Source organism: Nocardiopsis akebiae, from assembly GCF_018316795.1.
In the GTDB taxonomy this organism is placed as follows: Bacteria; Actinomycetota; Actinomycetes; order Streptosporangiales; family Streptosporangiaceae; genus Nocardiopsis; species Nocardiopsis dassonvillei.
The window spans coordinates 2,155,596-2,173,868 of sequence record NZ_CP074132.1; the positions used below are offsets into that span (position 1 = coordinate 2,155,596).

19 protein-coding genes are annotated in these 18,273 nt (G+C 73.7%); 14 read left to right on the forward strand and 5 right to left on the reverse strand.

Annotation, left to right across the window (positions count from 1 at the left end; translation table 11 throughout):
• Nucleotides 1-97 precede the first annotated feature (97 nt).
• From KGD83_RS09305 to KGD83_RS09315, 3 genes are read left to right on the forward strand one after another with little or no spacing between them, the layout of a single operon-like run.
• Nucleotides 98-697, forward strand: a complete 600-nt coding sequence (locus KGD83_RS09305) for a sulfite oxidase-like oxidoreductase (RefSeq protein WP_212643412.1) — start codon at nucleotides 98-100, stop codon at nucleotides 695-697.
• Nucleotides 697-1,431, forward strand: coding sequence for a ferredoxin reductase (locus KGD83_RS09310; RefSeq protein WP_212643413.1), 735 nt, complete (start codon nucleotides 697-699; stop codon nucleotides 1,429-1,431). The genes KGD83_RS09305 and KGD83_RS09310 overlap by 1 nt, the downstream gene beginning before the upstream one ends.
• The gene (locus tag KGD83_RS09315; protein WP_047869297.1) at nucleotides 1,428-1,697 is read left to right on the forward strand and encodes a DUF6510 family protein; all 270 of its coding nucleotides are present in this window, start codon (nucleotides 1,428-1,430) and stop codon (nucleotides 1,695-1,697) included. Before KGD83_RS09310 ends, KGD83_RS09315 begins: the two co-directional genes overlap by 4 nt.
• Before the next feature lie 49 nt (nucleotides 1,698-1,746).
• Here KGD83_RS09315 and KGD83_RS09320 read toward each other — a convergent pair whose 3' ends face one another.
• Nucleotides 1,747-2,067 (reverse strand): hypothetical protein, encoded by a 321-nt coding sequence (locus KGD83_RS09320; RefSeq protein ID WP_212643414.1) that lies wholly within the window; start codon nucleotides 2,065-2,067, stop codon nucleotides 1,747-1,749.
• A gap of 301 nt (nucleotides 2,068-2,368) precedes the next feature.
• Between KGD83_RS09320 and KGD83_RS09325 the strand changes: the two genes are divergently transcribed.
• The gene (locus KGD83_RS09325; protein WP_212643415.1) at nucleotides 2,369-3,745 is read left to right on the forward strand and encodes an NAD(P)/FAD-dependent oxidoreductase; all 1,377 of its coding nucleotides are present in this window, start codon (nucleotides 2,369-2,371) and stop codon (nucleotides 3,743-3,745) included.
• A gap of 103 nt (nucleotides 3,746-3,848) precedes the next feature.
• Here KGD83_RS09325 and KGD83_RS09330 read toward each other — a convergent pair whose 3' ends face one another.
• Nucleotides 3,849-4,139 (reverse strand): metal-sensitive transcriptional regulator, encoded by a 291-nt coding sequence (locus KGD83_RS09330; RefSeq protein ID WP_047869300.1) that lies wholly within the window; start codon nucleotides 4,137-4,139, stop codon nucleotides 3,849-3,851.
• A gap of 290 nt (nucleotides 4,140-4,429) precedes the next feature.
• On the opposite strand from KGD83_RS09330, the gene KGD83_RS09335 reads away from it, so the two are divergent.
• From KGD83_RS09335 to KGD83_RS09355, 5 genes are all read left to right on the forward strand, one after another.
• Nucleotides 4,430-4,675: a DUF2630 family protein gene (locus KGD83_RS09335; RefSeq protein ID WP_212643416.1), complete on the forward strand. Its 246-nt coding sequence runs from the start codon at nucleotides 4,430-4,432 to the stop codon at nucleotides 4,673-4,675.
• A 114-nt stretch (nucleotides 4,676-4,789) separates the two neighbouring features.
• The gene (locus KGD83_RS09340; RefSeq protein ID WP_212643417.1) at nucleotides 4,790-5,485 is read left to right on the forward strand and encodes a DUF4126 domain-containing protein; all 696 of its coding nucleotides are present in this window, start codon (nucleotides 4,790-4,792) and stop codon (nucleotides 5,483-5,485) included.
• Between the two features lie 84 nt (nucleotides 5,486-5,569).
• Nucleotides 5,570-6,244, forward strand: a complete 675-nt coding sequence (locus KGD83_RS09345; RefSeq protein WP_212643418.1) for an HAD family hydrolase — start codon at nucleotides 5,570-5,572, stop codon at nucleotides 6,242-6,244.
• A gap of 297 nt (nucleotides 6,245-6,541) precedes the next feature.
• Nucleotides 6,542-8,545: an acetoacetate--CoA ligase gene (locus KGD83_RS09350; RefSeq protein ID WP_212643419.1), complete on the forward strand. Its 2,004-nt coding sequence runs from the start codon at nucleotides 6,542-6,544 to the stop codon at nucleotides 8,543-8,545.
• Nucleotides 8,546-8,632: 87 nt separating this feature from the next.
• Complete coding sequence (locus KGD83_RS09355) at nucleotides 8,633-9,931, forward strand: heparan-alpha-glucosaminide N-acetyltransferase domain-containing protein (protein WP_212643420.1); 1,299 nt, start codon at nucleotides 8,633-8,635, stop codon at nucleotides 9,929-9,931.
• Here KGD83_RS09355 and KGD83_RS09360 read toward each other — a convergent pair.
• A complete protein-coding gene (locus KGD83_RS09360; protein WP_212643421.1) occupies nucleotides 9,909-10,595 on the reverse strand; it encodes a hypothetical protein in 687 nt (228 codons plus the stop codon). The two genes, KGD83_RS09355 and KGD83_RS09360, sit on opposite strands and share 23 nt — an antisense overlap.
• Nucleotides 10,596-10,785: 190 nt before the next feature.
• Nucleotides 10,786-11,370: a GNAT family N-acetyltransferase gene (locus tag KGD83_RS09365; RefSeq protein WP_212643422.1), complete on the reverse strand. Its 585-nt coding sequence runs from the start codon at nucleotides 11,368-11,370 to the stop codon at nucleotides 10,786-10,788.
• Nucleotides 11,371-11,779: 409 nt separating this feature from the next.
• On the opposite strand from KGD83_RS09365, the gene deoC reads away from it, so the two are divergent.
• The 5 genes from deoC (at nucleotide 11,780) to KGD83_RS09390 (ending at nucleotide 17,761) form a co-directional block, all read left to right on the forward strand.
• Complete coding sequence (deoC, locus tag KGD83_RS09370) at nucleotides 11,780-12,727, forward strand: deoxyribose-phosphate aldolase (RefSeq protein WP_212643423.1); 948 nt, start codon at nucleotides 11,780-11,782, stop codon at nucleotides 12,725-12,727.
• 5 nt (nucleotides 12,728-12,732) lie between these two features.
• A complete protein-coding gene (locus tag KGD83_RS09375; protein WP_212643424.1) occupies nucleotides 12,733-14,163 on the forward strand; it encodes an aldehyde dehydrogenase family protein in 1,431 nt (476 codons plus the stop codon).
• Nucleotides 14,156-15,118: an aldehyde dehydrogenase family protein gene (locus KGD83_RS09380; RefSeq protein WP_212643425.1), complete on the forward strand. Its 963-nt coding sequence runs from the start codon at nucleotides 14,156-14,158 to the stop codon at nucleotides 15,116-15,118. The genes KGD83_RS09375 and KGD83_RS09380 overlap by 8 nt, the downstream gene beginning before the upstream one ends.
• Before the next feature lie 164 nt (nucleotides 15,119-15,282).
• Nucleotides 15,283-16,080, forward strand: coding sequence for a purine-nucleoside phosphorylase (locus KGD83_RS09385; protein WP_212643426.1), 798 nt, complete (start codon nucleotides 15,283-15,285; stop codon nucleotides 16,078-16,080).
• A 10-nt stretch (nucleotides 16,081-16,090) separates the two neighbouring features.
• A complete protein-coding gene (locus tag KGD83_RS09390) occupies nucleotides 16,091-17,761 on the forward strand; it encodes a phospho-sugar mutase (RefSeq protein ID WP_212643427.1) in 1,671 nt (556 codons plus the stop codon).
• Nucleotides 17,762-17,770: 9 nt separating this feature from the next.
• Here KGD83_RS09390 and KGD83_RS09395 read toward each other — a convergent pair whose 3' ends face one another.
• Nucleotides 17,771-18,262, reverse strand: coding sequence for an Lrp/AsnC family transcriptional regulator (locus KGD83_RS09395; RefSeq protein WP_047869398.1), 492 nt, complete (start codon nucleotides 18,260-18,262; stop codon nucleotides 17,771-17,773).
• Nucleotides 18,263-18,273 lie beyond the last annotated feature (11 nt).

Here is an 18,273-nt window from a genome sequence, read left to right on the forward strand (position 1 = left end):
GCCCCGTCGGCCCATCCCGGGATTTGGTGCCTGTCATGCCCTGCGCTGACCCGCCGCCGGGTAGACAGGGCGCCAGGCACCGGAGAGGAGGACCGCCATGAACGTGGTGAGCAGGGGTTTCCAGGGGCGCAGGGGAGGCGACCCCTCGCGTGTGCCCCCGGGGCAGTACGAGACCCACGACTTCCCCGTCCTGTCGGCCGGTCCCACACCGCACGTGGACACGGCCGAATGGACCTTCGCGATCGCCGACGAGGCGGGCGGCACGCGTTCCTGGACGTGGGACGAGTTCCTGGACCTGCCCCAGGAGCGGCCCCGCGCGGACATCCACTGCGTCACCCGCTGGTCCAAGCTGGACACCGACTGGGCGGGCGTGAGCGTGGACACCCTCCTGGAGGAGGTGGAGACCGCGGCGGAGTACGCCCTGGCGGTCAGCCACGGCGGCTACACCGCCAACCTGCCGCTCCAGGACCTCACCGACGGCCGGGCCTGGGTGGTGCACAGCTTCGGCGGGGAACCGCTGGCCCCCGAGCACGGCGGCCCCGCCCGGCTGCTGGTCCCGCACCTGTACTTCTGGAAGTCGGCCAAGTGGGTGCGCGGGCTGCGGCTGCTCGACGAGGACGAGCCCGGGTTCTGGGAGCAGGCCGGGTACCACGACTACGGCGACCCGTGGCGCGAACAGCGCTACCAGGGCGACTGATGGCGGGCTGGCGGCCCGCCGAGCTGGTGGCCGACCGGTGGGAGACCGCGAGCGCCAGGACCCTGGTCCTGGAGGTCCCGGGGTGGCCCGGGCACCGGCCCGGCCAGCACGTGGACGTGCGCCTGACCGCCGAGGACGGCTACACCGCCCAGCGCGGCTACTCGATCGCCTCGGCCGCGGACGGCGAGCGCGTCGAGCTGACCGTGCAGCGGGTGGCGGGCGGGGAGGTCTCCCCCTACCTGGTGGACGTGTTCGCGCCGGGCGACCGGGTGGAGGTCCGCGGTCCGCTGGGCGGCTGGTTCGTGTGGGACGCCGCGTCGCCCGACCCGGCGGTCCTGGTGGGCGGCGGTTCGGGCGTGGTCCCGCTGATGGCCATGGTGCGCGAGCGGCGCCGGACGGGCGGCCGGGCCCTGTTCCGTGTGCTGTACTCGCTGCGCACCCCCGAGGACCGTTACTACCGGGACGAGCTGGGCGCGCACAGGCCGGGCGACGGAGGGGTCGACGTGTTCCTTGCCTACACGCGCCGCGCGCCCGAGGGCGCGCTCCGGGGGCCGGGACGGCTGGGCGTGGCCGAGCTCAACACGCACGGCTTCCCCGCTGAGTTCGCGCCGGTGTGCTTCGTGTGCGGGCCCACCGGCTTCGTGGAGACGGTGGCCGACGCCTTGGTCGCGCTGGGGCACGACCCCCGGCGGGTGCGTACCGAGCGTTTCGGCTCGGGTGGAGGTGGCGGATGAGGGAACCGGAGCACCTGGACGCCAACGTGCTGGCCGGACCGCTCTCGGAGATCATGTCAGTGGACCTGACCTCGGCCGAGCGCCGCTGCTCGGTGTGCGGGGCGTGCGGGACCTTCGCCGAGCTGTACGTGACGACGGACGGGCCCGGTCTGGTAGCGAGCTGCCCGCGGTGCCGGACCCTGGTCCTGCGGCTGGTGCGCACACCCGACAGCGTGTGGCTGGACCTGGGCGGCACCGGGGTCGTCCGGATCCGCCTCGGGCCCTGACGGGGGCCGGGGCGGGCACGCGGGCCCGCCCCGGCACCACGCCCGCGTCCTACATGCCGCCCGTGGCGCCGCCCGTGTCCGTGCCCTGCTCCGCCGGAGCCGCCGGGGCCCCCTCGGCGGGTGCCTCCTGAACGGGGGCCTCCTCGGCGGTGGTCCCCGGGGCCCCGCTGACCTCCGGCGGGCCGTCGTCCTCCCCGACCACCGGCGGGTCGGCGTTCTCCCCGAAGACCCCGTCGAAGAGGAAACCGAGCACTCCCCCGGGACGCGAGTCGTCCTGGTCCGCGGCGGCGGCCGCGGCGGCCCCCGTACCGGCGGCGGTCAGTCCGGCGGCCAGTACCGCCGCGGCGGTGATCCTGGTGAACGTACGCATACGCGTTCACGACTCCCTTCGTGTCGAGCGTCAGTACGTGACGTGATTATCTTGTTACAGAAAGTCACGGAAATCACGAACTACCGCGCACGGGTGTTTCGGACCGGTCCGGGGAGCCGCCCCGTCCTCCCCAGGAGCCGCCAACGGCGGGCAAAGTCCCCGGCAGGTCACGGGTGGCGGCTCCGGGATCCGCCGACCCGGCCATACATTGGCCGCGGTCTTGTGGGTAGTGCTGCGTCCAACGGCCCAACGGACGCACTCAGCCGTCCCGCCCCACGACACGTCAGAAGGAGCGCTGTCTATGTCTCGGCCTCGTATCGTGGTGGTCGGCGCGGGCTTCGGTGGTCTCCACACCCTGCGCCACCTCGAACGCCGCATCCCGGCGGGCGCGGCGGACATCGCCCTCGTCGCACCGCACGACTACATGCTCTACAGCCCCCTGCTGCCGCAGGTGGCCTCCGGGCTGCTCACACCGCAGTCGGTCGCCATGTCGGTGCACCGGCTGACCCGGCGGACCCGGTTCGTCCCCGGGCACGCCGTCGGCGTGGACCCGGGGGACCGCGTGGTCGTCGTACGGCGCCCCACCGGCGAACTCGCCCCGGTCCGCTACGACCGCCTGGTCCTGGCGCCCGGCGGGGTCACCCGCGCCTTCGACATCCCCGGCCTGGCCGAGCACGCCTACGGCGCCAAGACGCTGGCCGAGGCGGTGCTCCTGCGCGACCACGTGCTGGCCCAGCTGGAGTTGGCCAACGACAGCCGCGACCCGGTCGAGCGCGAGGAGCGCTGCCGCTTCGTCGTCGTCGGCGGCGGCTACACCGGCGTCGAGACCGCGGCCTCGCTCATGCGCCTGTGCCAGGAGGCGGCCGAGCGCTACCCGGACCTGCGCTCGGTGATCCGCTGGCACCTGGTGGACATCGCGCCCAAGGTGCTGCCCGAGCTCGGCGACCGCCTCGGCCGCAAGGCGCTCGACCTGCTGCGCTCCATCGGCGTCGAGGTCAAGCTCAAGGTGAGCGTGCGCGAGGTGACCGACGACAAGGTGGTGCTCACCGACGGCCGCGCCCTGCCCTGCCGCACCCTCATCTGGACGGCGGGCGTCTCGCCCAGCCCGCTCATGTCGACACTGGACAAGCCCACCCAGAAGGGGCGCCTGGAGGTGGGCGCCGACCTGCGGGTCCCCGGGCTCGACGACGTCTTCGCCGTCGGCGACGCCGCGGCGGTGCCCAACCTCTCGCACGAGGACAGCGACTACTGCCCGCCGACCGCCCAGTACGCCACGCGCCAGGCGGCCACCGTCGCCGAGAACGTGGTCTCGTCGGTCCTGGGGCGACCGATGAAGGAGTTCCGGCACCGGGACATGGGGCTGGTCGTGGACCTGAGCGGCAACGACGCGCTGGCGCGCGTCATGCAGATGGAGCTGAGCGGACTGCCCGCGCTGGGCGTCACCCGCGGGTACCACCTGATGGCGGTGCCCTCCGCGACCGCGCGGGCGCGCATCCTGGCCAACTGGGGGATCCGCAAGGCCACCGGCGGCGACACCTCGCGCCTGGGGTTCGCCGACGGCGGGCGCCCGTCCTCGTTCGTGGCCAACGAGTCGGTCGACTACCTGGACGCGGAGACCTCCCGCCGGGAGGGCGCGCGCCTGCTGGAGAACCTGCACGCGCGCTACGGCGTGCAATGACCGGGGGCCGTCCGGACTCCCCGGGGTCCGGACCGCCGTGCCCCGCCGACCTGCCGCGACGCCCCGCCGCGGCAGGTGGGGCGCGGGGGCGGGAGCGGCGGGGTCAGGAACGGACCAGGCGGGCGATCGCCTCGGAGGCCTCGCGCACCTTCGCGTCCGCCTCCTCGCCGCCGTTGGCCACCGCGTTGGACACGCAGTGCTTGAGGTGCTCGTCGAGCATGGACAGCGCGAAGGACCGCAGCGCCTTGTTGGCCGCCGACGTCTGGGTCAGGATGTCGATGCAGTACTGGTCGTCCTCGACCATCCGCTGCAACCCGCGGATCTGGCCCTCGATACGGCGCAGCCGGTTGATGTGGCTCTGCTTGTCGTTACTGTAACCGTGGGTCGCAGCCATGCTCCCGCTTCCGTGTCGTTCCTGCTCAGATGCCATTACCATACCCCCTCGCGGTATCCAACGGCGGGGGCCGGGAACGCATTCCGCCGGTGCGCCCCCCGTGGACGCGCGTCTCACCGCCAACGCGGCCGTAGTAGGAGTTTCCCAGACGAACGGGGACCGGTCGCCGCGCCCGCGGGCGTGCGTGCCGCGCGCGGGGCCCGTCACCGCGCGTAAACGTCCGGTCCGCTCTGGGCAACGCGGGGGTGGGGGCCTTGCCCGCGGCCCCGCCCCGAAACGACCATGGCGATATGACTGACAGCGCCGAGAACGACATCATGGCCACCATCCGCGGACTGATCGACGAGGAGCACGCGCTCCGCTCCACCGCCGGAGGGCTGGACCCGCAGGAGCGCGCCCGCATCAAGCGGGTCGAGGAGGCGCTCGACCAGTGCTGGGACCTGCTCCGCCAGCGCAGGGCCCGCAGGGAGTTCGACCAGGACCCCGACCAGGCCGAGCCGCGTCCGGTCTCCGAGGTCGAGGACTACCGGCAGTAGGGGGGCGAACCGAGAACTCCGCGTGCTCCGCGAGCGTCAACACGGGTACAGCGGCGCCGGGCGATGACCGCACGACCGCACGGCGTCCCACCCCGGGAGCACAGAAGGAAGCGCATGCTCACCACACTGACCGGGCTGGGCCTGGCCTCCGCGGCCGGGCTCAACGCCTACATCCCCCTCCTCCTCGTCGGACTGCTCGCACGCTTCACCGACCTGGTCCCGCTGGGGGAGTCCTGGCAGTGGATCGAGCACCCCGTCACCCTCGTGGTCCTCACCGTGCTGCTGGTCGTGGAGTTCGCGGCGGACAAGATCCCCGCGGTCGACAGCTTCAACGACGCCCTCCAGACCGTGGTGCGGCCCACCTCCGGCGGCATCACCTTCGGCGCGGGGGCCTCCGCGGTGGAGCTCGGTGAGATCACCGGGGCCGCCTCCGGCGCCGCCGCGGGCGGGGACGGGGTCTCCTGGTGGGCGGTGGTCGCGGGCGTGGTCGTCTCCCTGGCCTTCCACGCGGTCAAGTCCCTGGCCCGGCCGGTGGCCAACTCCGTGTCCCTGGGGTGCGCGGCCCCGGTGGCCTCCTTCCTGGAGGACGTCGTCAGCTTCGTCACCTCGCTGCTGGCCCTCCTGGTGCCCGTCCTCGTCCTCGTCGTGTTCCCGCTCATGGTGGCGGCGGGCGTATGGGCGGTCCGGCGCGGGCGGCGGCTGCGCCGGGAACGCTGCGGGGCGCGGGGCGCGGGGCCGCAGGGGACGGACACGGGCGCGCCCGCCGACGCGGAGGGCGGCAGCCCGGCGGGGGAGTCCCGCCCCGGGTGAGGCGCACGGCGGGCGCGGGAGCCGGACCGGGGGTGGCGCACGACGCATTCCCCGACCGGTGCCGGTGCCCGTAAAGTGCGGTCAATGGCTGAGACGACTTTCGACCGACACGACAGCACCCACATCGTCTGGGACTGGAACGGCACCCTCCTCGACGACAACCACGCCAACCTCGCCGCGGTGAACGCCGTTTGCGAGCTGTTCGGCCGCGACCCCGTGGAGCTGGACCACTGGCGCTCCGTCTTCCGCCGCCCCCTCATCCCCTGCTACGAGGAGCTCCTCGGCCGGGTCTTCGAGGAGGGCGAGTGGGAGCGGGCCGAGAGGCACTACGACAGCAGCTACCAGGAGCTGCTGCCCTCCTGTGAACTCACCGCGGGCGTCCCCGACGTCCTGCGGGAGTGGACCCGCGGCGGCGGCACCCAGTCCCTGCTGTCCATGGCCTCCCACGAGCACTTGGTGCCCCTGATCGAGGAGCGCGGCCTGACCGGGCACTTCACCCGGGTGGACGGCCGCCAGTTCCAGACCGAGGACGACTCCAAGGCCGAGCACCTGGTGCGCCACCTCGAACACCAGGGCATCGACCCGGCCCGGGTCGTGCTGATCGGCGACATCGACGACGACGCCCGCGCCGCCCGCGAGGCCGGGGCCCGCTCCATCCTCGTCACCAGCGGTCTGATGTCCCGCGCCCGCCTGGAGGCCACCGGCTCCCCCGTGGTCGACTCCCCGGCGGCCGCGGTGGCCGCGCTGCGCGGCGACTGAGGCGCGCCCCCGGGGCCGCGCCCGCGGAAGGCGCGGCAAAGGTCCGGTCACCGGCTCTCCCGCCCGCCTCCGGCCCCTGTCAACGGGGGCCGCCCACGCCCGCGAGGCCGCCCGGCGGTCGGTCCCGAACACAGGTTCCCCCACCGGTGACCTGCGCACTCGACGCGCCTTCCGGCCCCCGTCACCCCGGGGGCCGGGCCGTGGCCGCCGACATGGGGTGTTGTTAGATGGGTCTCACAGCAACACACGGTCGGCGACACGCCGTGCGGAACACAGTGCGAATGGGAAGGCGGGCCAATGACGGAGAACAGCGTGCCCCGGGTGCTCTGGAAGCCCGACGAGGAGAGGGCCGCGTCCTCCAACATCGTCGCGTTCGCCCGATGGGCCGAGCGCGAGAAGGGGGTCCGGGCCTTCGGCGACGCCTCCGCCGCGTCCTTCGACTACGACTCCCTGTGGCGCTGGTCGGTCACCGACGTCGACGGCTTCTGGGAGTCGGTCTGGGAGTACTACGGCGTGCGCTCCGAGACCCCCTACGAGCGGGTCCTGGGCGAGCGCGCCATGCCCGGAGCCGAGTGGTTCCCCGGTGCCACCCTCAACTACGCCCGGCACCTCTTCGAGGGCCGCGACGACGACCGCGTGGCCATCCGCCACGCCACCGAACTGCGCGGCCTCGGCGAGTGGACCTGGGGCGACCTGCGCCGCCGCACCGCCGCCATCGCCGCCGGACTGCGCGAACTGGGGGTGGGCCCCGGCGACCGCGTCGTGGCCTACCTGCCCAACCTGCCCGAGACCGCCGCCGCCTTCTACGCCGCGGCCTCCCTGGGCGCGGTGTGGTCCTCCTGCTCCCCGGACTTCGGTGTGCGCAGCGTCATCGACCGCTTCGCCCAGATCGAGCCCAAGGTCCTGCTAGCCGTGGACGGCTACCGCTACGGCGGCAAGGACTTCGACCGCCGCCCCGTCGTGGAGGAGCTGCGCGCGGCCCTGCCCACCGTCGAGCACACCGTCCTGCTCGACTACCTCCACCCCGGGGAGTCCCTCGACGGCACCCTGCCGTGGGGCCGGCTGGAGGAGTCCGGGGCCGGGGCCGAGCTGGAGTTCGCCCCCGTCCCCTTCGACCACCCCCTGTGGGTGCTCTACTCCTCGGGCACCACCGGCCTGCCCAAGGCCATCGTCCACGGGCACGGCGGCATCCTGCTCGAACAGCTCAAGAACCTCCACCTGCACTTGGACGCCCGGGAGCACGACCGGGTCTTCTGGTTCACCACCACCGGCTGGATGATGTGGAACTTCCTGGTCAGCGTGCTGCTGACGAAGGCCTCCATCGTCCTGTACGACGGCAGCCCCGCGGCCCCCGGCCTGGGCGCCCTGTGGGACCTGGCCGCCGAGGCCGGGGTCACCGTCTTCGGCACCAGCGCCGGGTTCCTCTCCTCCTGCATGAAGGAGGGCGTCCACCCCCGCCGGGGCCGCGACCTGTCCGCGCTCAAGGCCATCGGCTCCACCGGCTCGCCGCTCAGCCCCGAGGCCTTCTCCTGGGTCTACGAGGAGTTCGGCGAGGACCTGTGGCTGTTCTCCACCTCCGGCGGCACCGACGTGTGCAGCTGCCTGGTCGGCGGAACCCCGACCCTGCCCGTCCACGAGGGCGAGATCCAGTCCCGGGCCCTGGGCATGGCCGTGGCCTCCTGGGACCCCGAGGGCCGGGAGTTGGTCAACGAGGTCGGCGAACTCGTCGTCACCGAGCCCGCCCCGTCCATGCCGCTGTTCCTGTGGGGCGACGACAGCGGCGAGCGGCTGCGCGACAGCTACTTCTCCGTCTACCCGGGCGTCTGGCGGCACGGCGACTGGATCGCGATCACCGACCGCGGCACCGCGGTCATCTACGGCCGCTCCGACTCCACCATCAACCGCGGCGGCGTCCGCATGGGCACCAGTGAGATCTACCGCGCGGTCCTGGCCCTGGACGAGGTCGTCGACGCGCTGGTCGTGGACGTGCCCCAGGCCGACGGCTCCTCCCGGATCGAGCTGTTCACCGTGCTGCGGGAGGGCGCCGACCTGGAGGGCGGACTGCCCCGGGAGATCGCCCGCCGCATCCGCACCGACTGCTCGCCCCGCCACGTGCCCGACCGCGTCCGCGTCATCGGCGCGGTGCCCCGGACCCTGTCGGGCAAGGTCCTGGAGGTGCCGGTCAAGCGCATCCTCATGGGGGAGCGGCCCGAGCGGGTCGCCAGCCGCGACTCCCTGGCCAACCCCGAGGCGCTCGACTTCTTCAGCACCCTGGCCGGGGAGCGCGAGGGCGCGGGCTGACGGCGACCGCGCCGGGGCACGTGGCCGCCACCGGCCACGTGCCCCGGCCCGTTGTTGCCGAGCGGGCGACGGCATAGCCTGACGGGCGTGACACAGAACCAGTCCGGCGAGACCTCCGCCGCCCCCGCGGGCCCGTCCTCGGGCCGGGGCCGGATCGACGGCATCGACGCCGCACGCGCCCTCGCGGTGTTCGGGATGTTCGTCGTCCACCTCGGCGTGGAGTCCATGGGGCTGCTGTCGCCCGAGGGCTACGCCTGGGACGTGCACGGCGTCGTGCGCGGAAACTCCTCGGCGCTCTTCGCCCTCCTGGCGGGAACCTCCCTGGCCATGATGACCGGGCGCACCGACCCGGTCGGCGGCGACCGCCTGCGCGGGGCCGCGGTGCGCATCCTCACCCGCGCGGCGCTCATCGGCGTGCTGGGCCTGGTGCTGGACCTCATGGGGGTCCCGGTCGCCATCATCCTGACCTACTACGCGGGCTTCTTCGTGCTGGCCCTGCCCCTGGTCAAGCTGCGCTCGGGCGCGCTGTGGACGGTGGCGGGCGCACTGGCCGTGCTCGGCCCGCCGCTCTCGTTCCTGCTGCGCGACGACGTCTTCCCGCCCTCACCGCGCACGTCCTCGCTGTCCTCGCTCAGCGAGTTCCTCCTGACCGGCTACTACCCGGCGATCACCTTCATGGCCTTCGTGACCGCGGGAATGGCGCTGGGGCGGCTGGACCTGGCCGCCACCGCGGTGCGGCTGCGCCTGCTGGCCTCCGGCGCGGCCCTGCTCCTGCTCGGCCACCTCGGCTCCTGGGTCCTGCTCGAACCGATGGGCGGCATGGACCGTTTGGTGTGGGCCAGCGGCCCCGCACTGACCGGCCTTCCCTCCGGGGAGGTGACCGACGAGGCGACGGCGGCCCTGGTGCGCGCCGCGGTGGTCGAGGAGACGCAGTCGCTCTCGGGCCAGGTGCCCACCGACTCCTGGTGGTGGCTGGCGGTCGGCACGCCCCACACCGGCACCACCTTCGAGATCGCCGAGGCGGTCGGCCAGGGACTCGTGGTGCTGGTGGTGTGCATGTTCCTGTGCGACCGCTTCCGGGTCCTCATGTACCCGCTGACCTCGGTCGGCCGGATGCCGCTGACCGTCTACACCGGGCACATCCTGGCCCTGGCGATGGTCATCGCCGCCTCCGGCGGGATCGGCTGGCACCAGCCGTGGCTGCTGGAGGGCTTCGTCCTGGGGGCACTGGTCTTCGCCACCCTGTGGCGGCTGACGGCGGGCAGGGGACCGGCCGAACTGCTCCTCGGGGAGGCCGCCGACGGCATGGTCGCCCTGGTGGAGGAGCGGAGGTCCGCCTCCGACGGAGGCCCTCCCGGCCGTCCTAGCGACGGTCCCCCCGCGTGATTCTGGCCGAGGTGCGGTCCCGGTGGGCCAGGGAGTCGGTGGTGGTCCGCGCGTTCTGTCGCATGAGCCTGCGCGCGTCGTCGGCCGCCGACCGCGCGACGGCCGGACTGGCCACGGGGCGCTGCGCGACCTCGGCGTCCTCGGGCAGACCGATGTCCATGGGCAGGCCCGCCCGGCTGATCACCCGCAGTTGTGCGTCCTCCTGCGACTTGGAGGGCCGGATGTCGCCGTCGGGGGTGCGCCACGCCTTCAGGCGGGCGTGCAGCCAGTCGGTGCCCTGGTAGTCGGGGCCGCTCGGCCACGGCACGCCGTCGGGGCGGTGCCCCAGCGCGTGCAGCGCGTCGGCGACGGTCCACCCGGCGGAGAAGAAGCGCGCGGTCTCGTCGCGCAGCGCGCGAAAGTCCACGCGGCGCAGGGACGCCTCCTCACGGCGCAGCGTTTCGCAGGCGTCGTGCACGTCGCGGGGGGTGTGCCGGGTGCGGTGCAGGGGGTCGGCCTCGGGTCTGCGCAGCAGGGAGTCGTCCACCGTCACGATCACCTCCCCGCGGCGGTTGTCCCAGACGCTGACCTCCTCGCGCGCCCACCCCTGGGACTCGGCCAGGGCCACCGCCATCCTGCGCAGGTCGACCCGCTCGTCGTCGCTGCTGATCCGGAACTCCGCCATGCGCCCAGCCTAAGGGCGTCCGCCGGTGGGCACCGGACACGGCCCGGCCGAAAACGTCGCTGGTGTGACGCAAGAGCTCTGAGCTGCGATGATCTTGTACTTATAGCGAGGTTCGACGGTCGGGACTCGCTATAAGTACGAGATCCCGGGGACAGGGGCGCACCCGGAGCGGACACCTACGCCATACGCCCTAACCCGGCTCCAGCGGGCGGACCATCACCAGCTGCGGTCCCCCCGCCGCGTCCACGAAGCGGCGGCCGGTGAAGGCGAACCCGGCGCGGCCGTAGACGCGGGCCGCAGCGTGGTTGGCCTCGTCCACGCACAGCACCAGCTCGGCCGCGTCCGGCGCCACCTGCGCGGCCAACCGGTCCAGCAGCGGAGGGGAGCACACGGTCCGCCCCACGCCCCGGTTCTGCCAGGCGGTGGTGACGTAGAAGGCGCGCAGCAGCACCGCACGCGCCGGCTCGGGGACCAGGTCGCGCGCGTGCACGGCCCGGTCCAGCACGCCGAAGCCCGCGCAGGCCGCCCGCGCCCCGGCGGCGTCGGCGACGGCTCCCGGACCGACGACGGCGAAGGGCGTGCGCGCCGGGTCGGCGTCGGCGGCGGGCAGGGTGGTCACCGGGAGCAGCACGTGTCCGCGCTGTCCGGGCGGGAGGCGGTGGCGCAGCACGGCCAGCCGCAACAGGTCCGCCTCCGGTGTGACCCGGTCCAGCCGTACCAGGCGCACCGGCTCCGCCCCGCCCGCGCGTGGCTCGCTCCGCTCTCCGGCCGACATCACCGCTCCCGTCGCCTCGGGGTCCGCTCCTCCGGCTCCCGGGCCCGGGGTGCGGGCAGGGGGGAGGATTCGGACCAGTCTCGCATCTGGCCCAGCAGCGAAAAGGGAGTGGTCCGGTCTAGACCGCACGTGTCCGTCCCCGAGCCGACAGAGCGGTACCGACGCCCTTTTCTGGGGGTTCTCCGTGCCGGATTGGAGGAAAGGACGACGAAAACTCCTCGGCTGAGTTGGAGTCTCCTCCAACCTTGGGCGGCTCGATCCGGACGGGTGCTGACGGCGGCCCCACCCGGCGTTAGGGTGACTGCCTGACGGCCCGGCCTTGGGGGAAGACCTCCCCGCGCGCCGCGCCGCGAGCCCCGTTTCCGCTGGCCACAGCGGACGGGCAGGCCAGCAACCCGACGAGCTGTAGGTGCCCGTGCCCCACACCGCATTCGCGCCCGAGGCGGCGACCAACCGCGAACTCCGCGCGTTCCTGCACGGCCTCCCGGGCGTGGACGAGGTCGGCGCGCGAGCCCGCGCCCAGGACCTGTCCACCCGGTCGGTCAAGACCACCGCCAAGGCCCGGGCCATCGACCTGGCCATCTCCATGGTGGACCTGACCACCCTGGAGGGCGCCGACACCCCCGGCAAGGTCCGGGCCCTGTGCGCCAAGGCCGCCCACCCCGACCCCGCCGACACCACCGTGCCCCGCGTGGGCGCCGTGTGCGTCTACCCCGACATGGTCGCCACCGCCGTCGAGGCGCTGCGCGGCACCGGGGTCGGCGTGGCCTCGGTGGCCACCGCCTTCCCCTCCGGCCGGGCGCCCATGGAGGTCAAGCTCGCCGACACCCGCCGCGCGGTCGCCGACGGCGCCGGCGAGATCGACATGGTCATCGACCGAGGCGCCTTCCTGTCCGGCGACTACCTCAAGGTCTTCGAGGAGATCGCCGCCGTGAAGGAGGCCTGCGGCACCGCCCACCTCAAGGTCATCCTGGAGACCGGCGAACTGGCCACCTACGACAACGTGCGCCGCGCCTCCCACCTGGCCATCCGGGCCGGGGGCGACTTCGTCAAGACCTCCACCGGCAAGGTGTCCCCGGCCGCCACCCTGCCGGTCACCCTCGTCATGCTGGAGGCGGTCCGCGACCACCACGCCGCCACCGGCAGGCGCGTGGGCGTCAAGCCCGCGGGCGGCATCCGCACCACCAAGGACGCCGTCCGCAACCTGGTCCTGGTCAACGAGGTCGCCGGTCCCGACTGGCTGACCCCCGACCTGTTCCGGATCGGCGCCTCCAGCCTCCTCAACGACCTGCTCATGCAGCGCACCAGGCTGTCCACCGGCACCTACCCGGGCCCCGACTACTACACGCTGGACTGAGAGCCGTGATCTTCGAGTACGCGCCCGCACCGGAGTCCCGCTCCGTCGTTACCCTGCGCGAGAACTACGAGCTGTTCGTCGACGGCGCCTTCACCCCGGCCGAGGGCGGCGAGCACCTCACCACCCTCAACCCCGCCGACGAGACCGAGCTCTCCCGGGTCGCCGTCGCCGGACCCGCCGACGTGGACCGGGCCGTCGCCGCCGCCCGCCGCGCCTTCGACACCGTCTGGGGGCCGATGCCGGGCGCCGAGCGCGGCAAGTACCTGTTCCGCATCGCCCGCATCATCCAGGAGCGCTCGCGCGAACTGGCGGTGCTGGAGTCGATGGACAACGGCAAGCCCATCAAGGAGACGCGCGACGTCGACCTGCCCCTGGTCGCCGCGCACTTCTTCTACCACGCGGGGTGGGCCGACAAGCTCGCCCACGCCGGACTGGGCCCCGACCCGCGCCCGCTGGGCGTGGCCGCCCAGGTCATCCCGTGGAACTTCCCGCTGCTCATGCTCGCGTGGAAGGTCGCCCCGGCGCTGGCCACCGGCAACACCGTGGTGCTCAAGCCAGCCGAGACCACCCCGCTCACCGCGCTGGCCTTCGCCGAGATCTGCCAGGAGGCCGACCTGCCCCCGGGCGTGGTCAACATCCTCACCGGCGCGGGCGAGACCGGACGCGCCCTCGTGGAGCACCCGGGCACCGACAAGGTGGCCTTCACCGGCTCCACCGGGGTCGGCCGCCAGATCGCCCGCTCGGTCGCGGGCACCGGCAAGCGGCTCACCCTGGAACTGGGCGGCAAGGGCGCCAACATCGTCTACGACGACGCGGCCCTGGACCAGGCGGTCGAGGGCGTCGTCTCGGGGATCTTCTTCAACCAGGGCCACGTGTGCTGCGCCGGTTCGCGGCTGCTGGTCCAGGAGTCGATCGCCGAGGAACTGCTGCCCCGGCTCAAGGAGCGCGTCGCCAAGCTGCGCCTGGGCGACCCGCTGGACAAGAACACCGACATCGGCGCGATCAACTCCGCCGCGCAGCTGGAGCGCATCCGCGAACTCACCGGCACCGGTGAGGAGGAGGGCGCCGAGCGCTGGTCGCCCGCCTGCGAGCTGCCCGCGAGCGGCTACTGGTTCGCGCCCACCGTCCTGACCGGCGTCAGCCAGTCCCACCGCGTGGCCCGCGAGGAGATCTTCGGTCCCGTGCTCTCGGTGCTGACCTTCCGCACCCCCGAGGAGGCCGTGGCCAAGGCCAACAACACCCCCTACGGCCTCTCCGCCGGGGTGTGGACCGAGAAGGGCTCGCGCATGCTCTGGACCGCCGAGCGCCTGCGCGCCGGGGTGATCTGGTCCAACACGTTCAACAAGTTCGACCCGACCAGCCCCTTCGGCGGCTACAAGGAGTCGGGATACGGCCGCGAGGGCGGGCGGCACGGATTGGAGGCCTACCTTGGCTGAGCGGCGCGAGAACCGGAAGACCGCCAAGAGCGCGGCCAGGGCCGCCGGGACCGCGCGGGGCACGGCCGACGCCGCCGCGCCCGCCCGGCTGGCGGTCCGCAAGACCTACAAGCTCTACCTGGGCGGGGCCTTCCCCCGCTCCGAATCGGGCAGGAGCTACCCCGTGACCTCCGCCAGCGGCCAGCACCTGGCCAACGCCTCGCTCGCCTCCCGCAAGGACGCCCGAGACGCCGTGGCCGCCGCGCGCAAGGCCTTCGGCGGCTGGTCGGGCCGCACCGCCTACAACCGCGGCCAGATCCTGTACCGGGTCGCGGAGATGCTGGAGGGGCGCCGCGACCAGTTCACCGCCCAGGCCGTGGCCGCGCAGGGGCTCTCCCGCGCCGACGCCGAACGCGTGGTCGACGCCGCCGTGGACCGGTGGGTGTACTACGCGGGCTGGACCGACAAGGTCGCCCAGGTCCTGGGCGGCGCCAACCCCGTCTCGGGGCCCTACTACAACCAATCCGCGCCCGAGCCCACCGGCGTGGTCGCGGTGTTCGCCCCCCAGAACGCGCCGCTGCTCGGCCTGACCTCCGTGCTCGCCCCCGTGATCGCCACCGGCAACACCGCCGTCGTGGTCACCTCCGGGGACGCGCCGCTGGCCGCGATCGACCTGGCCGAGGTGCTGGCCACCTCCGACCTGCCGGGCGGCGTGGTCAACCTGCTCACCGGACGCGTGCCGGAACTGGGACCCCACCTGGCCTCGCACGCCGACGTCAACGCCCTGGACCTGACCGGCGCCGGGGACCTGGCCGCCGAGTTCGAGAGGGCCGCCGCCGACACCCTCACCCGGGTGCTGCGCCCCGGCCCCTGCTCCGACGGCGGCGAGGACGCCTGGCTCGACCCCGATCCCGGCACCGCGCGCCTGAAGCCCTTCCTGGAGACCAAGACGGTCTGGCACCCCGTGGGGATCTAGGGGGCACCGAGGCCGCCGCCGGTGCGACACAGGGGTTCCGCCGGTGAAGATCCCGCACCCGCGGCGCGTCCGGGCCGCCCGGACGCGCCGCGGGTAGCAGGATCACGCGTACGGCACCGCGTCCGCGCACCCTTGCCGGGCGCCAACGAACGGAGAGACCCGCTGTGACTCGCACACCCCAGGCAGCCGCCGAGGAGGCCGCCGCCGAACTGCGCTCGCGCACCGGCGTGGACGCCTACGACGTCGCCCTGGTCATGGGATCGGGGTGGGCCTCCGCGGCCGACCTGCTCGGCGACTCCGGCCAGGAGCTGCCCACCACCGACCTGCCCGGCTTCGTGCCCCCGGCGGTGGAGGGGCACAGCGGCACCGTGCGCAGCATCAGGGCGGGCGACCGCTCCCTGCTCGCCTTCCTGGGCCGCACCCACCTGTACGAGGGCCACGGAACAGACGCCGTCGTGCACGGCGTGCGCACCGCCGTGGCGGCCGGGGCCACCACGGTCGTGCTGACCAACGCCGCGGGCGGCATCAACCCCGCCTACGCGGTGGGGTCCCCGGTGCTCATCGCCGACCACCTCAACATGACCGCGCGGTCCCCGCTGACCGGCGCGACCTTCGTCGACCTCACCGAGACCTACACCCCCGCCCTGCGCGAGCTGGCCCGCTCGGTGGACCCCTCGCTGCCCGAGGGCGTGTACGCGGCCATGCCCGGCCCGCACTTCGAGACGCCCGCCGAGATCCGCATGCTCAGCGCCATGGGCGCCGACCTGGTCGGCATGTCCACCGTGCTGGAGGCGATCGCCGCCCGCGCCGCGGGCGCCCGCGTGCTGGGCCTGTCCCTGGTCACCAACGTCGCGGCCGGGCTCACGGGGGCCAACCTCGACCACGAGGACGTGCTGGCCACCGGCCGCGACGCCGCCGGAACGGTCGGCCGCCTGCTCGCCGACATCACCGCCAAGCTCTGAGGGGAACCCCATGACCGACCTCGCCCGGGCCAGGCAGTGGATCGCCCAGGACCCCGACCCCGACACGCGCGCGGAGCTGGCGGGACTGGTGGAGCGCGCCGGCCGGGGCGGGTCCGACGCGCTGGCCGACCTGGACTCGCGCTTCGGAGCCCGCCTGGAGTTCGGCACCGCCGGGCTGCGCGGCGCCCTCGGCGCGGGCCCCAACCGGATGAACCGGGTGGTGGTCATGCGGGCCGCCGCGGGGATCGCCGCCTGGCTCGGCGAGGGCCCCGGGCACGTGGTCGTCGGCTACGACGCCCGGCACCGCTCGGCGGACTTCGCGCGCGACAGCGCCGCCGTCCTCACCGGCGCCGGGCACCGCGTGTCCCTCATGCCCGGACCGCTGCCGACCCCCGTCCTGGCCTTCGCCGTCCGCGACCTGGGCGCCGACGCCGGGATCATGGTCACCGCCAGCCACAACCCGCCCCGGGACAACGGCTACAAGGTCTACGCGGGGGCGGCCAAGGCGGGCGGCGGCGCCGACGCGGGAACCCAGATCGTCTCCCCGGCCGACGCCGAGATCTCCGCCGCCATCGACGCGGTGGGCCCGGTCGACGGACTGCCCCTGGGCGAGGGGTGGACGGTGCTGGGGGAGGAGGCGGTGGAGCGCTACCTGGACGCGGTCACCGCGCTGGTACCGGGCGGGGAACGCGACCTGGCCACCACCTACACAGCCATGCACGGCGTGGGCGGCCGGGTGCTGCTGGCGGCGATGGAGCGGGCGGGGTTCCCCCGTCCGTCCGTGGTCGCCGCCCAGTTCGAGCCCGACCCCGACTTCCCGACCGTGGACTTCCCCAACCCGGAGGAGCCCGGCGCCATGGACATGGCGCTGGCCACCGGCGCCGCCGACCGTTCCGACCTGGTCATCGCCAACGACCCCGACGCCGACCGGCTCGCGCTCGCGGTCCCCGGGCACGGTCTGCTCACCGGCAACGAGGTGGGCGGGCTGCTGGCCGAGTACGTCCTCGACCACACCAGCGGGTCCGACCGGGTGGTGGCCGCCTCGATCGTCTCCTCCAGCCTGCTCGGCAAGATCGCCCGCGACCGGGGCGTGCACTACGAGGAGACCCTCACCGGCTTCAAGTGGCTGGCGCGCGCGGGCGGTCCCGGGCAGCGGCGGGTCTTCGCCTTCGAGGAGGCGCTTGGCTACTGCGTGGGCGCCGACGGCGGCCGTCCGGTCGCGGACAAGGACGGGATCAGCGCGGCCCTGGTGGCCGCGGCGCTCGCCGCCCGCGCCAAGCGGCAGGGGCAGACCCTGCTCGACCTGCTCGACGACCAGGCGCGCCGGTACGGCCTGCACCTGGGCGACCAGCTGTCGGTGCGGGTGGAGGACCTGTCGGTCATCTCCGCGGCGATGCGGCGGTTGCGCGCCGAACCGCCCGCCGCGTTCGGTCCCCTGCGGGTGGTGGGGGTGGACGACTTCGCCGCCGGACACGCGGGTCTGCCGCCGACGGACGCCCTGCGCTTCCGGTTGGAGGGCAGGGGACGTGTGACGCTCAGGCCCTCGGGGACCGAGCCCAAGCTGAAGGCCTACGTCGAGGTGGTGCTGGATGTGGACGGTGACGTGGCGGCCACCCGCGCACTGGGCTCGGACCTGCTCGCCGAGCTGATGGCCTCGGTCACCGTGGCTGTCGGGGGTTGAGGGCGCCGTTCAGTCGCCGTCGGCGGGTTCCACGACCGGCCGGTGCACGACCTCGTCGATGACGGTGAGCGTCTGGGTGGACGTCACACCGGGAAGCGACTGCAGCCGGGTGAGGATCAGGTCGCGCAGCTGGTTGGTGTTGGCCACGCGGACGAGGAGGACGATGTCCGCCGAGCCCACGACGTACCAGCAGTACTCGATCTCCGGGTAGGAGGACAGGATCTCCCGGTTGGCGCGCCAGTCCGGCTGGCTGCCCGAGATGAGGACGAGCGCTGTGACGCCGAGCCCCATCTTGGAGTGGTCGGTCACCACGGAGTAGCCGCGGATGACGCCCTCGTCGGTGAGCCGCTTGATGCGGTTGTAGGCCGTCGCGCGGGACACGTTGGCCAGTGCGGCGATCTCGGTGATCCCGGTCCGCGCGTCCTTGGCGAGCGCGCTCAGGATCGTCTGGTCGGTCGTGTCCGGCCGCCGGCCGTTCCTCCGCTGGTCGCCCATGGCCATGTGCGTGCTCC

Bases quoted from the DNA above. Each gene is read 5' to 3' on its own strand.
- KGD83_RS09350 (WP_212643419.1), top strand. From the start codon at position 6,542: ATGACGGAGAACAGCGTGCCCCGGGTGCTCTGGAAGCCCGACGAGGAG.
- KGD83_RS09335 (WP_212643416.1), top strand. From the start codon at position 4,430: ATGACTGACAGCGCCGAGAACGACATCATGGCCACCATCCGCGGACTG.
- KGD83_RS09325 (WP_212643415.1), top strand. From the start codon at position 2,369: ATGTCTCGGCCTCGTATCGTGGTGGTCGGCGCGGGCTTCGGTGGTCTC.
- KGD83_RS09395 (WP_047869398.1), bottom strand. From the start codon at position 18,262: ATGGCCATGGGCGACCAGCGGAGGAACGGCCGGCGGCCGGACACGACC.
- KGD83_RS09330 (WP_047869300.1), bottom strand. From the start codon at position 4,139: ATGGCTGCGACCCACGGTTACAGTAACGACAAGCAGAGCCACATCAAC.
- KGD83_RS09390 (WP_212643427.1), top strand. From the start codon at position 16,091: ATGACCGACCTCGCCCGGGCCAGGCAGTGGATCGCCCAGGACCCCGAC.
- KGD83_RS09340 (WP_212643417.1), top strand. From the start codon at position 4,790: ATGCTCACCACACTGACCGGGCTGGGCCTGGCCTCCGCGGCCGGGCTC.
- KGD83_RS09320 (WP_212643414.1), bottom strand. From the start codon at position 2,067: ATGCGTACGTTCACCAGGATCACCGCCGCGGCGGTACTGGCCGCCGGA.
- KGD83_RS09310 (WP_212643413.1), top strand. From the start codon at position 697: ATGGCGGGCTGGCGGCCCGCCGAGCTGGTGGCCGACCGGTGGGAGACC.
- KGD83_RS09305 (WP_212643412.1), top strand. From the start codon at position 98: ATGAACGTGGTGAGCAGGGGTTTCCAGGGGCGCAGGGGAGGCGACCCC.
- KGD83_RS09345 (WP_212643418.1), top strand. From the start codon at position 5,570: ATGGCTGAGACGACTTTCGACCGACACGACAGCACCCACATCGTCTGG.
- KGD83_RS09365 (WP_212643422.1), bottom strand. From the start codon at position 11,370: ATGTCGGCCGGAGAGCGGAGCGAGCCACGCGCGGGCGGGGCGGAGCCG.
- KGD83_RS09315 (WP_047869297.1), top strand. From the start codon at position 1,428: ATGAGGGAACCGGAGCACCTGGACGCCAACGTGCTGGCCGGACCGCTC.
- KGD83_RS09360 (WP_212643421.1), bottom strand. From the start codon at position 10,595: ATGGCGGAGTTCCGGATCAGCAGCGACGACGAGCGGGTCGACCTGCGC.